The sequence below is a fragment of the Autumnicola aciditolerans genome (genome assembly GCF_041679265.1).
Classification (GTDB): Bacteria; Bacteroidota; Bacteroidia; order Flavobacteriales; family Flavobacteriaceae; genus Autumnicola.
The window spans coordinates 24,096-40,024 of the sequence record NZ_JBGFSM010000004.1 but is presented as its reverse complement, the minus strand read 5'-3'; the positions used below and the strand labels follow the sequence as shown (position 1 = coordinate 40,024).

Annotated in this window: 9 protein-coding genes; 4 read left to right on the top strand and 5 right to left on the bottom strand. The window is 41.5% G+C overall.

The features are described from left to right. Positions 1–80 precede the first annotated feature (80 nt). The 5 genes from AB8M93_RS05105 to AB8M93_RS05085 all read right to left on the bottom strand — a co-directional run bounded on the left by AB8M93_RS05105 (position 81) and on the right by AB8M93_RS05085 (position 7,374). Positions 81–1,532, bottom strand: a complete 1,452-nt coding sequence (locus AB8M93_RS05105) for a TolC family protein (RefSeq protein ID WP_373056498.1) — start codon at positions 1,530–1,532, stop codon at positions 81–83. Further along, a complete protein-coding gene (locus AB8M93_RS05100; protein WP_373056497.1) occupies positions 1,525–4,755 on the bottom strand; it encodes an efflux RND transporter permease subunit in 3,231 nt (1,076 codons plus the stop codon). The genes AB8M93_RS05105 and AB8M93_RS05100 overlap by 8 nt, the downstream gene beginning before the upstream one ends. Positions 4,756–4,778: 23 nt before the next feature. Then, positions 4,779–5,861, bottom strand: a complete 1,083-nt coding sequence (locus AB8M93_RS05095) for an efflux RND transporter periplasmic adaptor subunit (RefSeq protein WP_373056698.1) — start codon at positions 5,859–5,861, stop codon at positions 4,779–4,781. A 156-nt stretch (positions 5,862–6,017) separates the two neighbouring features. Then, positions 6,018–6,440 carry a hypothetical protein gene (locus AB8M93_RS05090; protein ID WP_373056496.1) on the bottom strand — a complete coding sequence of 141 codons (423 nt, stop codon included), beginning with the start codon at positions 6,438–6,440 and terminating at the stop codon, positions 6,018–6,020. A gap of 88 nt (positions 6,441–6,528) precedes the next feature. Continuing rightward, positions 6,529–7,374 (bottom strand): serine hydrolase domain-containing protein, encoded by an 846-nt coding sequence (locus AB8M93_RS05085; protein WP_373056495.1) that lies wholly within the window; start codon positions 7,372–7,374, stop codon positions 6,529–6,531. A 745-nt stretch (positions 7,375–8,119) separates the two neighbouring features. On the opposite strand from AB8M93_RS05085, the gene susR reads away from it, so the two are divergent. The 4 genes from susR to AB8M93_RS05065 all read left to right on the top strand — a co-directional run bounded on the left by susR (position 8,120) and on the right by AB8M93_RS05065 (position 15,902). After that, a complete protein-coding gene (gene susR / locus AB8M93_RS05080) occupies positions 8,120–9,847 on the top strand; it encodes a SusR family glycan utilization regulator (protein ID WP_373056494.1) in 1,728 nt (575 codons plus the stop codon). Positions 9,848–10,182: 335 nt separating this feature from the next. Continuing rightward, complete coding sequence (locus tag AB8M93_RS05075) at positions 10,183–13,110, top strand: SusC/RagA family TonB-linked outer membrane protein (protein ID WP_373056493.1); 2,928 nt, start codon at positions 10,183–10,185, stop codon at positions 13,108–13,110. A gap of 10 nt (positions 13,111–13,120) precedes the next feature. Next, positions 13,121–14,746, top strand: a complete 1,626-nt coding sequence (locus AB8M93_RS05070) for a RagB/SusD family nutrient uptake outer membrane protein (protein ID WP_373056697.1) — start codon at positions 13,121–13,123, stop codon at positions 14,744–14,746. A 16-nt stretch (positions 14,747–14,762) separates the two neighbouring features. Further along, positions 14,763–15,902, top strand: coding sequence for a SusE domain-containing protein (locus tag AB8M93_RS05065; protein WP_373056492.1), 1,140 nt, complete (start codon positions 14,763–14,765; stop codon positions 15,900–15,902). Positions 15,903–15,929 lie beyond the last annotated feature (27 nt).

The following is a 15,929-nucleotide window of genomic DNA, read 5'->3' as shown; positions in this document are numbered from 1 at the left end:
AAATACGGGAACAGTAAAAAGAAAACCCCTGCAGTCTTTCGACTTCCGGGGTTTCCCAAATCAAACAATAAAGAAAAAGATTAATTCCAGCCGCCACCTAAAGCCTGGTACATATTTACCATGGCATTCATTTGCTGCATTTTGGTTTCCACCAAATCAAATTTAGATTCCAGAGCATCCCGCTGGGTTAGCAAAACTTCCATATAATCTGCCCGGGCAGACCGGAACAAATCATTAGAAATAGTTATAGAGCGGTTAAGCGCTTCAACTTCATCTTTTTTCAAATCATAACTTTTTTCAAGATTTACAATTTTAGAGAGTTGATTGCTCACTTCAACATAAGCGTTCAAAATGGTCTGCTCATAATTATAGACTGCTTTTATCTGCTCTGCATTCGCGCTGCTGTATTCTGCTTTAATTGCATTCCGGTTAATAAGCGGGGCAGCGATATCGCCGGCAATGGAGTACAGTAAAGACTCCGGCGTATCCAGCAGGTATTCGGGATTAAAGGCCTGGTACCCTAAATTTGCCGAAATACCCAAAGAAGGATAGAACCTGGCCCTGGCTACTTTTACATCCAGTTTGGAAGCTGCAAGGTCCAGTTCTGCCTGTTTAATATCAGGGCGGTTTTTTAATAATTGAGACGGAAGCCCGGCATTTATGGTTTCCGGCACTAAATCTACAAATGCCAGAGCATCGCGTTCTATATGTTGCGGATAGCGTCCTACCAAAAAGTTTAACCGGTTCTCTGTTTCCGTGATTTTCTGCTGAATCTCATACTGGAGGCTCCTGGTGTGCAGTACTTCAGCCTGAAATTTGCTCACGGCAAGTTCTGTCACCCGTGCGGCTTCCTTCTGAAGTTTTACAATTCTTAAAGCATTGCTTTGTATTTCGATATTTCTCTGTACGATTTCCAGCTGATTGTCCAGCGCCAGCAATTCGAAATATGAATTGGCAATTTCAGCCACCAGGTTGGTCACCATAAAATTCCTGCCTTCCACAGTAGAAAGGTACCTTAAAACCGCCGCTTTTTTGGCATTATGCAGTTTGTTCCAGATATCTACTTCCCATTTTGCCTGTAAGCCAATCATGTAATCGGGTAGGGGATCCGGAAATTCCTCACCCTCCACATCCAGGTTTTCTTCCACGGCACCGGCACGGGTATATCTAGCCGATTTTTCTACCCCGGCGCCGGCTTTAATTCCTATAGAAGGAAGATATTCGCCTTTTCTCACCCTTACTTCATTTTTGGCAATTTGCAGCTCCTGCAGGGTCATGTTTAACTCCTGGTTGTTTTCCAGGGCTTTCGAAATAAGGCTGTTCAGGTAAGGATCTGTAAAAAAATCCTTCCATTGTATTATGGCTGAATTTAAACTGTCTTCTTCAGCAGAAGCCTTGTAATCCTCAGGGAGCGGTGGATTTGCTTCCTTTACTTCCCTGGTCGGGACACAGCTGTAGAGCACTATGGTTACAAAGATGCCCAATAGCCATGGCCTTCTTTTCTTAAATATGAAGAATGCTTTTTTATTCATCTCCTTTTCTTTTCATTAATTTTTTCAATTGCTTATTCATTTTGCGCAACTTCAGCCTAATGCTGCTCTCACGCATAAATTCTTCAGACATTGGCTCGTCATGTTCATCCTTAATAAGGCTGCGGCCTTCGGCCATTTTTCCGAAGATAAAATACAGTCCGGGAATAAGAATTACCCCAAAAAGAGTACCTATAAGCATACCTCCCATTGCAGAGCCTCCAATGGTCCTATTCCCAATAGCTCCTGCACCGGTGGCGATTACAAGTGGAATAAGTCCCGCGATAAACGCGAAAGAAGTCATTAAGATGGGCCTGAACCGCATCCTCGCACCTTCTATGGCAGCTTCAAGAACAGTTGCGCCCTGCCGGTGTTTTTGCACGGCAAATTCCACAATTAATACGGCATTTTTACCAAGAAGCCCAACCAGCATAATTACCCCAATCTGCGCATAAACATCGTTGGACAGCCCCATGATTTTGAGCAGCAGGAAGGAGCCAAATACCCCAACCGGTAAAGAAAGAAGTACCACAAACGGCAATAGGAAACTTTCATATTGGGCCGCAAGTACAAAATACACGAACACGAGTACGATCACGAAAATAAAGAGCGCATCATTTCCCCTGTTGGCTTCGTCGTAAGAAAGTCCTTCCCAGGCAATATCGTACCCACGCGGAAGTTTTTCCTTAGCCACTTCGCGTATGGCATTAATAGCATCCCCACTGGTGTAGCCCGGCGCGGGAAGCCCCCTAATTGCTGCGGAATTATAAAGGTTGTAACGGGTAATTTCGTTTGGCCCCAGCTTTTTCTCCATTTTCATGAAAGCCGAATAAGGCACCATTTCACCTTCTTCATTTTTTACGTACAATTTCTCTAAATCTGAAGGAATACGGCGATACTCCGGAGCAGCCTGGGTATAAACTTTAAAAAATCGTCCAAACCTGATGAATCCCTGCTCGTAGGTACTCCCAATAAGGATATTAAGGTTTTCCATGGCTTTGCTTATGGAAACGCCTTTTTGCATGGCCGCTTTGTTGTTGATACTCAACTCATACTGCGGATAATTTGCAGCAAAAAAGGTAAACAGGCCAGATAGCTCTTTTCGTTTCCCCAGTTCTTCAAGGAATTCGTTGTTTACCCTTTCAAATTCATGGTAATCTGTAGAGTTGGTCTTGTCCAGCAAACGCATGGAAAAACCTCCCGAAGAACCAAAACCTGGTACTGCGGGCGGTTCAAAATATTCTATAACCGCGCCCAGATCTTTGGTTTCCTCTTCCAGTTCTTCCATTATCTCGTGTACAGAATGTTCCCGCTGAGACCAGGGTTTCAGGTTGATAAGGCAGGTACCGGCATTGGATCCCCGGCCTTCGGTCATGATCTCGTACCCGGCAAGGGAAGAAACAGATTCCACACCCTCAATTTCTTCTGAAATTTTCTGAAGTTTCTTAGCCACTTCATTGGTTCGTTCCAGAGTGGCCCCGGGAGGAGTCTGGATAATGGCATAGATCATCCCCTGGTCTTCACTGGGTATAAAGCCTGCCGGCAGTACCTGATTGGTAAGGAAAATCCCGGCACAGAACGCCAGTAAAATTCCGAAGGTAAGTACCCTTCTATTCACGATATATCTCAAAAAGCCAACATATCTTCCGGTAAGTCTTTCAAAACCTCTGTTAAACCAGTCGATAAATCTTGCTGCAGGAGATTTTTTCTTTTTCTTCCCGTGATTGTTCTTTAGCAGCATGGCACATAAAACCGGAGTAAGGGTTAAGGCGACAATTGCTGAAATTACAATGGCGCCCGCCATGGTAATAGAGAACTGCCGGTAAAATACGCCCACCGGGCCAGACATAAAGGAAATTGGTATGAAAACCGAAACCATCACCAGGGTGATGGCAATAATGGCTCCTCCAATTTCCCCCAGCACTTCCTGGGAAGCCTTAAACGGTGTCAGGTTTTCTTCTTCCATCTTCACGTGCACGGCTTCCACCACCACAATGGCGTTGTCTACCACAATACCAATGGCCAGTACCAGCGCAAAAAGTGTGATAAGGTTTATGGACAACCCAAAGATTTGCATGATAAAGAAAGCTCCAACCAGAGAAACGGGCACCGCGATAATAGGGATAAGGGTGGAGCGCCAGTCTCCCAGGAATAGAAATACCACAATGGCCACCAGGATAAAGGCATCTCTTAGCGTGTGCAACACCTGTTCTATGGACGCGTCCAGAAAGTTGGAAACATCGTAACTTATCTGGTAATCTATTCCCGGCGGCAGATCTGCCTTCAGTTCTTTCAGTTTGTCCTTTACGTCCTTAATAACATCGCTACCATTACTTCCAAAAGTTTGTTTAAGCACTATGGAAGCCGAAGGTTTGCCGTCAAGATTGGAATAAATATCAAAGAATTCACTCCCCAATTCCACATCGGCAACATCTCCTAATTTTATAATTTCTCCTTCTTTATTGGCTCGCAGGATAATATCCTTATATTCTTCAGGTTCGCTGTATCTTGAGCGATAGGTTAGCACATATTCCAGGGACTGGGCTTTTTTGCCGGAGCTTCTACCAATACGGCCGGGCCTGGCGAGGATACTCTGCTCCTCCATGGCTTCCAGTACTTCTTCCGCAGAAATATTATAGGCCCGCATCCTGTCCGGCTTCAGCCAAACCCGCATGGCATATTTGCGGCTACCCAAAATCTGGGCGCTGGCGATCCCTTTAATTCGCTGAATTTCGGGTACTATCCTGGTGTAGGCATAGTTATAAAGGAATTTTTCGTCACTGTTTTTATCCTTGCTGTACAGGTTCACATACATTAGCATACTGGGCTGTACAGGGGTAATGGTAACACCTTCGCGTTGCACCAGTTCCGGCAGCAATGGCATTACCTGGTCTACCCGTGTTTTTACCCTAACCACGGCCTCGTTGGGATCTGTACCGGGATCAAAAATCACCCTCACGGTTCCCTCCCCGGCACTGGTGGCATCGGAAGCGATATATCGCATTCCCTGTACCCCGTTAATAGAAGTTTCCAAAGGGATAAGGGTAGATTTTACAAGTACATCTGCACTTGCCCCGGGATAGGCAATAAAAATATTGACCGTGGTTGGGGCAATTTGCGGGAATTGTGATATTGGCAATTGCTTTATGGCCAGTAATCCCGTGAAAACAATAATTACCGAAATAACAATGGCCAATACCGGTCTATGAATAAATTTTTTAAACATTTTGTTTAATCATTTTTAGATTACTATTCGGCATACATGTCCAGGCCGGCCAATACCTTTTCCGGCTTTTCAAATTCATAATTTATCTTCTCATTATCCTTCACCATGCGTATGCCCTCCAGCAGAATTTTATCATTTTGGGTTAATCCCTTCTCCACTGCGAACAAATGAGGCATTTCTGCTCCAACGCTCACCTCCTGCTGGTGTACCACATTGTCTTTTCCAATAACAAAAACATAGTGCTTGTCCAGGATCTCGAAAGTTGCTTTTTGGGGGATAAGCAGGGCATTGTCCAGTGGGATCTTCATCAAAATGCTGCCTGTTTCTCCATGCCTTAGCAGCGCATTTGGATTATCAAATGCTGCACGAAAGGCGATGTTTCCCGTTTCGTTATTAAATTCTCCTTCAATGGTTTCCACCACGCCATGCTGGTCGTATTCCTTATTATTTGCCATGAGCAGGTCCACCTGTGTGTCTTCCTTTTTGCTGTTGGTAGCGGCGTAATCCAGGTATTCTGCTTCAGGGACATTGTAGTACACCCACATTTTGCTGTTATCTGAAAGGGTGGTAAGCAATTCTCCTTCTTCAACCAGGCTGCCCAGTTTTAAATGAAGACGGTCCACAATTCCATCAAACGGAGCCCTTATTTCGGTAAAGTTGAGGTGCACCTGGGCAAGCGCCAGTTCAGCTTTCGCCTTGTCATACTGGGCTTTGGCCATGGCAAGTTCATTGGGCGCGACCACATCATTATCGGCCAGTTTTTTGGTGTTCTGGTATTCAATTTCTGCAAAATCTGCTTCGGCTTTAGCTTTTTGTAATTCGGCCTGGTAAAGCGTAGGGGTAATTTGAAATAAAAGCTGGCCTTCTTTTACTTTTTCACCTTCGTCTACATAAATTTTTTGAAGGTAACCTTTCTCCTGGGCCCTTATCTCAATGTTCCGTATGGAGTTAATTTGTGCCACATAATCTTTGGTGATTATCGTGTCTTTTTCTATCGGACTTGTAACCAGAAATTTAGTTTCGGCTTCCTTTTTTTCTTGTTCAGATTTACAGCCTGTGCTGCAAAAAAGAGCGCACAAGCCCATTATCATGAGAATTTTCCTCATCATCATTAAGGTTTTAAATAAAATATATTAGTTGAATTTGTTCCGGAGAGGACAAAAAAATGCTTTGCCATAAAGTTCTTTCAGAAGAAAGACTGAAGAATCCGCGGCAGCATAGAAGAAGCAGGCGCAGTTATTTATGGCCCGCTTAAATTTTAATCAAATTCGAAGTACACAGAACCTGATATATGCAGGACTGTGTGTTTGAAATAGAATGGAATTACGGCTATGGAATAAATTATTGTTGGGATAGCCGGAAAGGTATTTTGATAATAGGGCGTAGAAGAGGACTTCAAAATGGCTATTGTCAACGTCTTTTTTAAAGGAGTTTAAATCTTCCTGTGATTCTTCAATCTCAGTTTCTTCGGGTTCAGAATATTTCTTCTTGGTTTCTGAAGAATTGTAATCCCTGATGCAGGCCCAGTCATTTTGCGAAGTAATGCTCCCCTGTGCGGCATTATTGGTTTTAACCTGCTGGAAACAGGTAATATCCTGCTTAGGCAGGTTATTGGCAAACACCTGTCCTAATCCGCTAAAAAGCAGGATAAAAAGCGCTATAAAAAATCTGAGGAGCAATTTCATATGCGTCGGCAAAACTATATAATGTTCTAAATAAGAACAAGAAGATATTCAAGAAAGTTTAAAAATTTTTATGCGAGGTCATAAAGATCTAACCTACTGCCGCCAGGATTTCTTTTATAAAAGTATCAATATTAAACTGCGGATCTTCGGTAAGGCCAAATCTAACAATCACCATCTCTTTTGAAGGAATAATAAAAATGTACTGGCCCTGGAAACCATTGCAGGAGAACATGTCTCTGGGAACATTGGGATATTTTCCTTCGGCATTTAACCAGAAATGGGCGCCGTATTCTCCCTTGGAAGTATTGGTTGGTTTAGCCGAATAATCTACCCAGGATTCATTTAAAATCTGCTCATTTTTCCATTTGCCTTTGTTTAAATAAAGCAACCCGAATTTTGCCCAATCCCGCGCCGTAGCCCAGGCGTAGGAGGAACCAATATAGTTTCCGTTTAAATCGGTTTCAATGGTCATGGAATTCATCCCAATCTTATCTATAAGCTCCTGGTACCAGAAATCCAGGTATTCCTGGTGACTGCTAAATTGCTTCCTGATAAACCAGGATAAAAGATTGGTGGTCCCTGAAGAATAATTCCAGCTTTCATTGGGTTTCCCGGTAAGGGGTTTTTTCAGCTGGACTTCAGGCATATTCTTTTCCATAAAGAGCATCCGGTTTACATCTGAAAGGGTGGTGTAATCTTCTTCCCATTCCAGGCCGCTGTTCATTTGTAATAAGTTATCCAGCGTAATGGCTGCCCGTTTATCATTTTTCCATTCTTCGAATAAGCTGTCCTGGTTCAACGATATTTTGCCCTGCTTTTCCAGTATTCCCAATATGGCACTGGTAATACTTTTTGTGATGGACCAGCCCAAAAATTTTGAATCTTTTGAAAATCCGTTTGCATATTTTTCTGCAATTAACTGCCCTTTATGCAAAACAAGAACGGCACGTGTTTTTTTGGAATTTTCGCCCTCTTTGTCAAAAGCATTTTGAACGGTTAGTTGTAAGGCGGGCCCATCTATATTTGAAAAATCTGGAGTTTCAGGTTTATCCTGCCCAAAAGGATAAGCAGATCTATCTGGCGAGAATTTTCTAACAGGTTTAGGAACAGCAGGAGTATTAGCATCATAATTTTCGGGTAAGAGAATACTACCAATCCCTTCCTTAAAAACTGCGGTTCTCTTTTTTAATCCTAAAATGGAAGAGGAGACAGATCTTTCCTTAAAATTGATCTCATTTTTAGCATAATAAACCGGCAGAAAATTATTATCCCCGGCCTCGATAGATTCCAGGCTGCGCCCGGCTTCAAATATGCAGGAACAAACATTCTTGGCAGCAAAACCGGTGAGGATGTTTAGTTTTGGATAATTTAGGTATATAAAATAGGCTAGCGAAGGGATACCTGCCAGCAGGCTGTATTTAACTTTTTATTCATTTACGGGAGGTTACGCCATAAAATTAAGCATAAACAATTTTGATGATAAGATTCCGACTCTTAATTTTTTGCGAATTGTTACTATCGGGAAAAACCAAGACCTGCATCGGGAATAAAACCTTATTTTTGCGGTAAATTTTAGGAAATTTTAAAGGCTTGAGTATCATTTGAGGAGGCAGGCTTATACCATTGCATCAGGCCTGATTTTGTTGTACAACCTTTTCTCTGGTCCAATCTTATATATTATGAATTTATCATCAATATTTTTAGAAGTTCAAGGCACTAAAATGATTTTTCTTCCCGGGTTGAGCAGGAACTTCATTCTCCTGCTGATTTTTCTGCTGATTTTTTCCCGGGTATCTGCACAGCAAGAGGAAATTTTGCATGAGCTTATCAAAACCATAGAAAACACTGCTGAATACGATGCAGCCAAAATTCAGCGCATTAATGAACTAAAGGTTGAGCTGAAGGCGCAGCCAATCGGGGAATTCCGGCAGCGGTTTGATCTAAATAGGGCTTTATTTTATGAATATAGGATTTTCAAACAGGATTCGGCATTTAAATATGCCCTGATAAGCAGGGAATTTGCAGAAAAACTGGGAGGCGAACAGTTGTTGGCAGAGACCACGCTAGATCTTGCAAATGTTTGTGTTTCTGCAGGAATGTTCAGGGAAGCTTTGGGATATCTGGACACCGTTGTGCTTGAGGGGCTTCCGGAGACTACAAGGTTTACGTATTTTGGTTTATTAGGAAGATGCTATACCGATATGGCAGAATATAGTAGTATCTCTTATTTTTCCAGGCGTTATGAAGAGACAGCAGAAGATTATCATGAAAAAGCACTTTCCCTTGCACAACCCGGCACATGGGATTATATAATGCTGCATGGTTACCTGGAGTACAAGGATGGTAAACTGGAAGAGGCCTTGAAAGATTTGCTTCCGCTTTTGAAAAAGAATCAGGATATAAGGGCACAGGCAGTAATAAACTCAGTTCTGGGAGATATTTATGCACAAATGGACAATAAAGAAAAGACCATTTTTCATTTATCCCGGGCCTCAATCGCAGACATAAAATCATCAGCAAAAGAAAATTTGGCAATGATACGCCTGGCAGAATTTCTTTTTAAAGAAGGAGAAATAAAACTGGCTTCGGAATTTATAAAAAAAGCCAATCAGGATGCGGAAAGTTATGGCGCACAACAGCGAAAAATCAGGGTTGGTGCAATATTGCCTCTAATTGAAGAACAAATTATAGAGCAGGTGGAGACGCAAAGGCAACGGCTGTACAGGCAAAACATCATGCTTTCTGTTTTGCTGATCTTTGTGCTGGTACTGGCTATTGTTACCTATTCCCAGGTGAGGCGGTTAAAGAAGGCACGAAGAGCCCTTGTGGAAGCACATCATGACCTCCAGGTAAAAAATGAGCAGGTAATTCATGTAAATGAAGAAATAAACCTTAAAAATAATGAGCTGAACAGTCTAAATAACAAATTACTGGAAGCGAATAAGATTAAAGAAGAGTATATCGGCTTTTTCTTTACTCAGGATGCCGATATTTTTGAAAAATTTAAAGAATTTAAAACACGAATCGAGGAAAACCTGAAAAAGGAGAATTTGGACGGTATAAAATACCTTGCTAATAGTTATGACCTAAAGCGGGAGAAGAAAAAGTTACTTAGAAATTTTGATGAAGCCTTCATTAAATTGTTCCCTGATTTCACAGAGGAATTTAATTCCCTTTTAAAAAATGAAGAAAAAATAAGAATGAAGGAGGGGCAAATCCTTAATAAGGAGCTACGCATTTTTGCCCTGATGAGATTGGGAATTACCCACAACGAAATTATTGCTCAAATTTTAGGTTATTCTGTTAATTCCATCTACGCCTATAAAACAAAAATCAGGAAGAAATCCATGTTCGATAAGAAGGATTTTGATCGAATGCTTCTTGAAAACACCCGTTTAAAGCTGTAAAACTTGCAATTTAAAGGTAATATTTTCTATATATAGACATGGAGTTTTTTGTAGTTAATAAACTTAAAATCAGTATTTTAAGTTTAAATTATGCGCTATATTTTCTATATGCTTTTTGGAATAAGTTATACCAGCTTTTAAATTATTCAATTTTGTACTGTCTGTAATTATTTATCACGTTCAGATATTTTTTAACCCGATGTATTTTTTCTGATGCAGGAAAAGTTTTCTATTTCGATTCATCTTTTGGGATGTTAGCGAAAACGTTTTCAGCATAGAAACCATCAGGATAAGTAAAAATTAACGTCAAAAATTATTAAATGAACAGAGAGTCTATGAAACAATTATTTAAAAGCTTATGGTTGATACTCTTTATGCTACCAATGAGCTTTTTTGCCCAAAATGTAGTTAATGGGGTGGTAACCGAAAGTGCTACGGGGCTACCCATTCCCGGAGCAAATATTATCGTTAAGGGAACCACTAATGGAACTGTAACAGATTTTGATGGAAATTACAGCATTGATGGGATTGAGGAAGGGGACGTGTTGACGTTTTCATTCCTTGGCTTTGCTACTCAGGAAATTCCTTATCAGGGTCAAACAACAATTAATGTTCAACTTGAAGAAGACCAGGCAACCTTGGATGAGGTTGTAGTAGTTGGTTATGGGACCGTGCGAAAAAAAGATGCCACAGGAGCGGTAAGCCAGGTATCTACTGAAGATTTCAACAAAGGCCAGGTCACTACTGCTGAACAGTTAATCACCGGAAAGATTGCCGGGGTTAATGTAACCTCGGGTGGTGGTGCTCCGGGTGAAGGCCAGAATATCAATATTAGGGGTATTGGGTCTATTTCCTTAAACAGTAATCCATTGTATGTGATTGATGGTATACCTTTAGACAATGGCAATGTAGGAGGCTCCAGAAACCCGTTGGATTTTATCAATCCTAATGATATTGAAAGCATTACAGTTCTAAAAGATGCTTCTTCTACAGCTATTTACGGTTCTCGTGCGGCTAACGGCGTAATCCTGATTACCACAAAAAAAGGAAAAGGCCAGGAATTTACCTTTAATTATACAGGTTCAACCACGCTTTATCGTCCTACAGATTATGTGGATGTGTTGAATGCTGATGAATTTAGGGATGTGGTGAACGAGGTTGGAAATGATGCGGCGATAGCAAGATTGGGAGATGCCAGTACAAACTGGCAGGAACAAATTTATACTGAGGCCATAGGTTTTGAACATAACCTTAGTGCTTCGGGAAATATTGGTGGTTTTATGCCTACACGTGCATCTGTGGGGCATACCAATCAGGATGGTATCCTTAAAGGTGGAAATTTCTCCAGAACCACAGGATCTCTAAATTTACGTCCCAGCTTTATGGAAGGCCATTTAAAAATGGAATTGAACGGGCGCGGGATGTATACAGAAAATACTTTCGCTAATCGTGATGCCATAGGCACTGCGGTAGATTATGATCCTACCCAGCCCATTTATGATGAAGCATCACCGTTTGCTAATTACTACACCTGGCTTACGTACAATGCTGAAGAAGACAGGTATATTCAAAACAGCCTGGCGCCAACTAACCCTGTGGCGTTGCTTAACGAAAGAGATGATACGGCAGAAATAAGAAGGTTTATTGGGAATGCCAAAATAGATTACCAACTGCATTTCTTTCCTGAGCTTACTGCAACTGTAAATGTTGGCCTTGACAAAACCAACAGCCACGGCAGGAATATCATTTCAGAAAATATGCCTTCTTCTCAACTGGACTGGAACGGTTCATATTCCAATTACATTAATAGATCTACAAATAAGCTTTTTGATGCTTACCTCACTTATGAGAATGATTTTAATGACCATTCCTTAAATGCTGTTGCAGGTTACTCTTATCAAAGTTTTGAATACGATAATTACAGTTTTGATAGTGAAGCGGAAGAAGAAGGCAACGATTCTGAATTTATTGATAGATCCAAGAATGTTTTGCTTTCTTACTTTGGAAGGGCTAATTATAATTATGCCGATAGGTACTTAATTACTGCCACTTTAAGAGCAGATGCTTCTTCTAAATTAAATCCTGATGACCGCTGGGGTTATTTCCCTTCTTTCGCGGTAGCCTGGAACATCAACAATGAGGAATTCTTCAATTCTTCTACCGTAAACCAGCTTAAGCTAAGGGTAGGATATGGTGAAATTGCTAATGTTAACGGCCTGGGGGATTATTTGTTCCTCACCAATTACACCGGAAGCAGGTCTAACGCATATTACCAGTTTGGATCCAATTACTATCAAACTTATCGTCCGGAAGCTATCAATGAGAATTTAAGATGGGAGGTGGGGAAAACTCTGAATGTAGGTGTGGATTATTCCCTGTTTGAAAGCCGGATTTCCGGTTCGGTGAATGCCTATCTGAAAAATACGGAAGATATGATTACTTACGTAACTGTAGATCCTTTTACAAACTTCTCCAATACTATTCCTAAAAATATTGGGGATATGGAGAATAAAGGGCTTGAACTTGAACTGAATTTAATTCCTGTTCAAACCGAAGATTTCACATGGAGCATCGGTTATAACCTTGCTTATAATGATAATGAAATTACCAACCTGCCAGACCAGGTAGAAGTTGGAGGTATAAATGGTGGTACAGGTAATACCATCCAGTTACATAAAGAGGGATATTCTCCTTATTCCTACTGGGTATATAAACAGGTTTACGATGAAGCTGGCAGGCCGGTAGAAGGCGCTTATGTAGACAGGAATGCTGATGGCCAGATTAATGAAAATGATAAATACATTTTTAAAGATCCTTACGCCGATTTTACCATGGGCTTAAACACCAATTTAAATTATAAAAACTGGGATTTGGCAGTAGTTTCGAGGGCCAGCCTTGGTAATTATGCTTATAATAATATGGCTTCCAGCAAATCTTATGAAGTAAGAGTTAGCGAGAACAGCATCTTAACAAATCTTCATAGAGATTACTATAACACGAGCTTCCAATCTTTAACAGAAGAAAATTTACAGAGTGATTATTATATCCAGGATGCATCCTTCTTTAAACTGGATAATATTACCCTGGGCTATACTATAGAGGAAATTGTTAATGATTCTAACCTGAGATTGTTCGGTTCTGTACAAAATATATTGACCATTACAGATTACGATGGTCTTGATCCTGAAATTACCGGCGGAATTGATAATAATTTCTATCCAAGGCCCAGAATTTTCACTGTTGGTGCAAGTCTAAACTTTTAAAAAAAGAATGATGAAAATGAATTATATAAAAAAATTGATCTTAATTGTGCCTGCACTTTTATTGGTGTCCTGCCATGATGATTTAGATCAAACTCCTATCGATCCTGATAGTTTTACAGAAACCGATGTTTTTGCAAATGCTGATGAAGCCCGGGGCGCACTCGCGAAATTATATGTGAGTTTGGCATTAACCGGCCAGGAAGGGCCTGCAGGACAACCCGATATAACCGGGATAGATGAAGGTACTTCCCAGTATTCAAGAATGCTGTTCAGCCTTAACGAATTAACTACCGATAATGCCGTGGTAGGTTGGGGAGACCCGGGCCTTCCGGCGCTGCATGCCCTAAGCTGGGGAGCCGGTAACGATTTTACTACGGCAATGTACTACCGTTTGGCGCAGGAAGTTTCTTTTTGTAACTCCTTTATTACTAATGCCGAATCTTTGAGCGATAATACAGAGGTTCAGGACTATATTGCTGAAGCAAGATTCCTAAGAGCTTTTGCCTATTACAATCTTATCGATCTTTTTGGAAATGTGCCACTGGTTACCGTTGTTTCAACAGAATTACCGGAGCAGGATTCCAGAGAGGAAATTTTCAGTTTTGTAGAATCGGAGCTTCTTGGGATTCAGGATCAGCTAAAAGAAAGTGGCGCCAACGATTACGGTCGTGTAGATCGTGTTGCCGCATGGGCGCTACTATCTAAACTCTACCTGAATGCGGAAGTATGGACCGGGGAAGAGCGCTATACCGATGCCATAACTTATGCGCAACAGGTGATCAATTCTTCTTATTCCATAAATACCAATGACGCCAACGGGAACGGTTCTGCATACGACGAACTCTTTCTTGCAGATAATGATACTAACGGAGCGCAGAATGAATTTATTTTCGCTTTAAATTTCGATGGTAATAACTCCAGGACCTACGGTGGGACAACTTTTCTTGTTCACGCAGCAATTGGCGGTTCTATGGATGCCTCGGCATTTGGCGTTAACGGTGGCTGGGGAGGCTTAAGAACAACCAAAGCCCTGGTTAATAAATTCGATTACGCGGTTACAGAAGAAGATGAAGACGGCAATCCGGTAGCCTGGGCAGACGCCAGGGCGATGTTTTATACAGAAGGGCAATCTCTGGAGATCAATACCATCGCCAATACTTTTACTGATGGTTATGCCGTTACGAAATTCACTAATATCGATTCTAACGGGGAAGCCGGTAGTGATGAAGGTGGAGATTTTGTAGATACAGATTTGCCTCTCATCCGTGTGGCCGAAATCTATCTTAATTATGCCGAAGCTGTTCTGAGAGGAGGTTCCGGTGGGGATGCTGGTACTGCCGTTACTTACATTAACGAATTAAGAGAAAGAGCTTTTGGCGATGAATCCGGAAATATTTCTGCCGGAGATCTGGACCTTCAGTTCGTTTTAAATGAAAGGGCCAGAGAATTGTACTGGGAAGGCCAGCGTCGCACAGACCTTATCAGGTATTCCGATTTTGTAACTGCCGATTATTTATGGCCATTTAAAGGAGGGGCACCTACAGGAACAGCTGTAGATAATTACCGCAGGATATTCCCATTACCGTCCAACATTATTTCCATCAATCCGAATTTAACTCAAAATCCTGGTTACTAATCAAACACAGATAAATATGAAAAAACTAATAAAATTAGGAATAGCTTTAGTAGCAATCATTAGCTTGAATGCCTGTACCGAAGATGATGGCTTTACCTTTATAGCGAAAGAAGATCCTGATGGATTGACGTTTGCCAATACCCCTTCAGGCAGCTATACACTTAGTGCTGCGAACGCTGATAATATGGCCGAACGTTTTGTTTGGAATGCCGTGGATTTTGGGGTGCAAACTCCGGTAAGCTATGAACTTCAGGGCGCTGCGACCGAATCTTTTGATAATATCACAGTAATACCGGCAGGAAACTCTACTAATGTGGCCGTTACGGTAAGTGAAATGATGGATCTTGCTGAAGAAGCAGGATTAGACAACGATCCTACAACAGCAGAGCCGAATACCGGGATTATTTTCTTTAGGGTTAGAGCCTATGTTGGAAGTAATGGAGGCAATGTGGTAGATCAATTTTCAGACGTGATATCGGTAACTGTAAACCTTCCTGAACAATCTGAAGAGGACGATGAAGACCTTCCAAAATTATATGTAGTTGGAAACTTCCTTTCAGCAAGTGGTTACGGAACCGACTGGACCGCGACCGATGGAGTGCCAATTGCTGCTGAAGCTGAAGGAAATACCGCTTATGAAGGATTTGTTTATATGAATGTTGATGCCCCTCAATTTAAAATTTTACAAACCAATGAGAATTTTGATGGAAACTACGGGGATGCTGGCGATACCGATGGAGTTTATACAGGAACACTTGAAAGCCCTGGGGTAAATGCAGGAACACCAGGCGGTACCGGCGGTTATTATTTGGTGAATGTAAACACCGAAGCCCTTACGTATGAGCTTACCGAAACCAGCTGGGGCGTTATTGGTAATGCCACCCCAACAGGATGGGATAGTGATACAGATATGACTTACGATCCGGATACCCAAACATGGAGCGTGACCTTAGAACTTACCGAACAGGAAGCAACAGAAAACGGGTTCAAATTCCGAGCTAATGACGCATGGGATCTTAATTTAGGTGATACCGATGCTGATGGTTCTTTAGAGTTTGCAGGAGATAATATTGGCGTTCCGGAAGATGGAAATTATACTATTACGCTGGACTTGAGCAATCCGCGACAGTATAAATATTCTATTAGTAAAAACTAAATATAAGGAGTCCGTTATAAAGTGCAA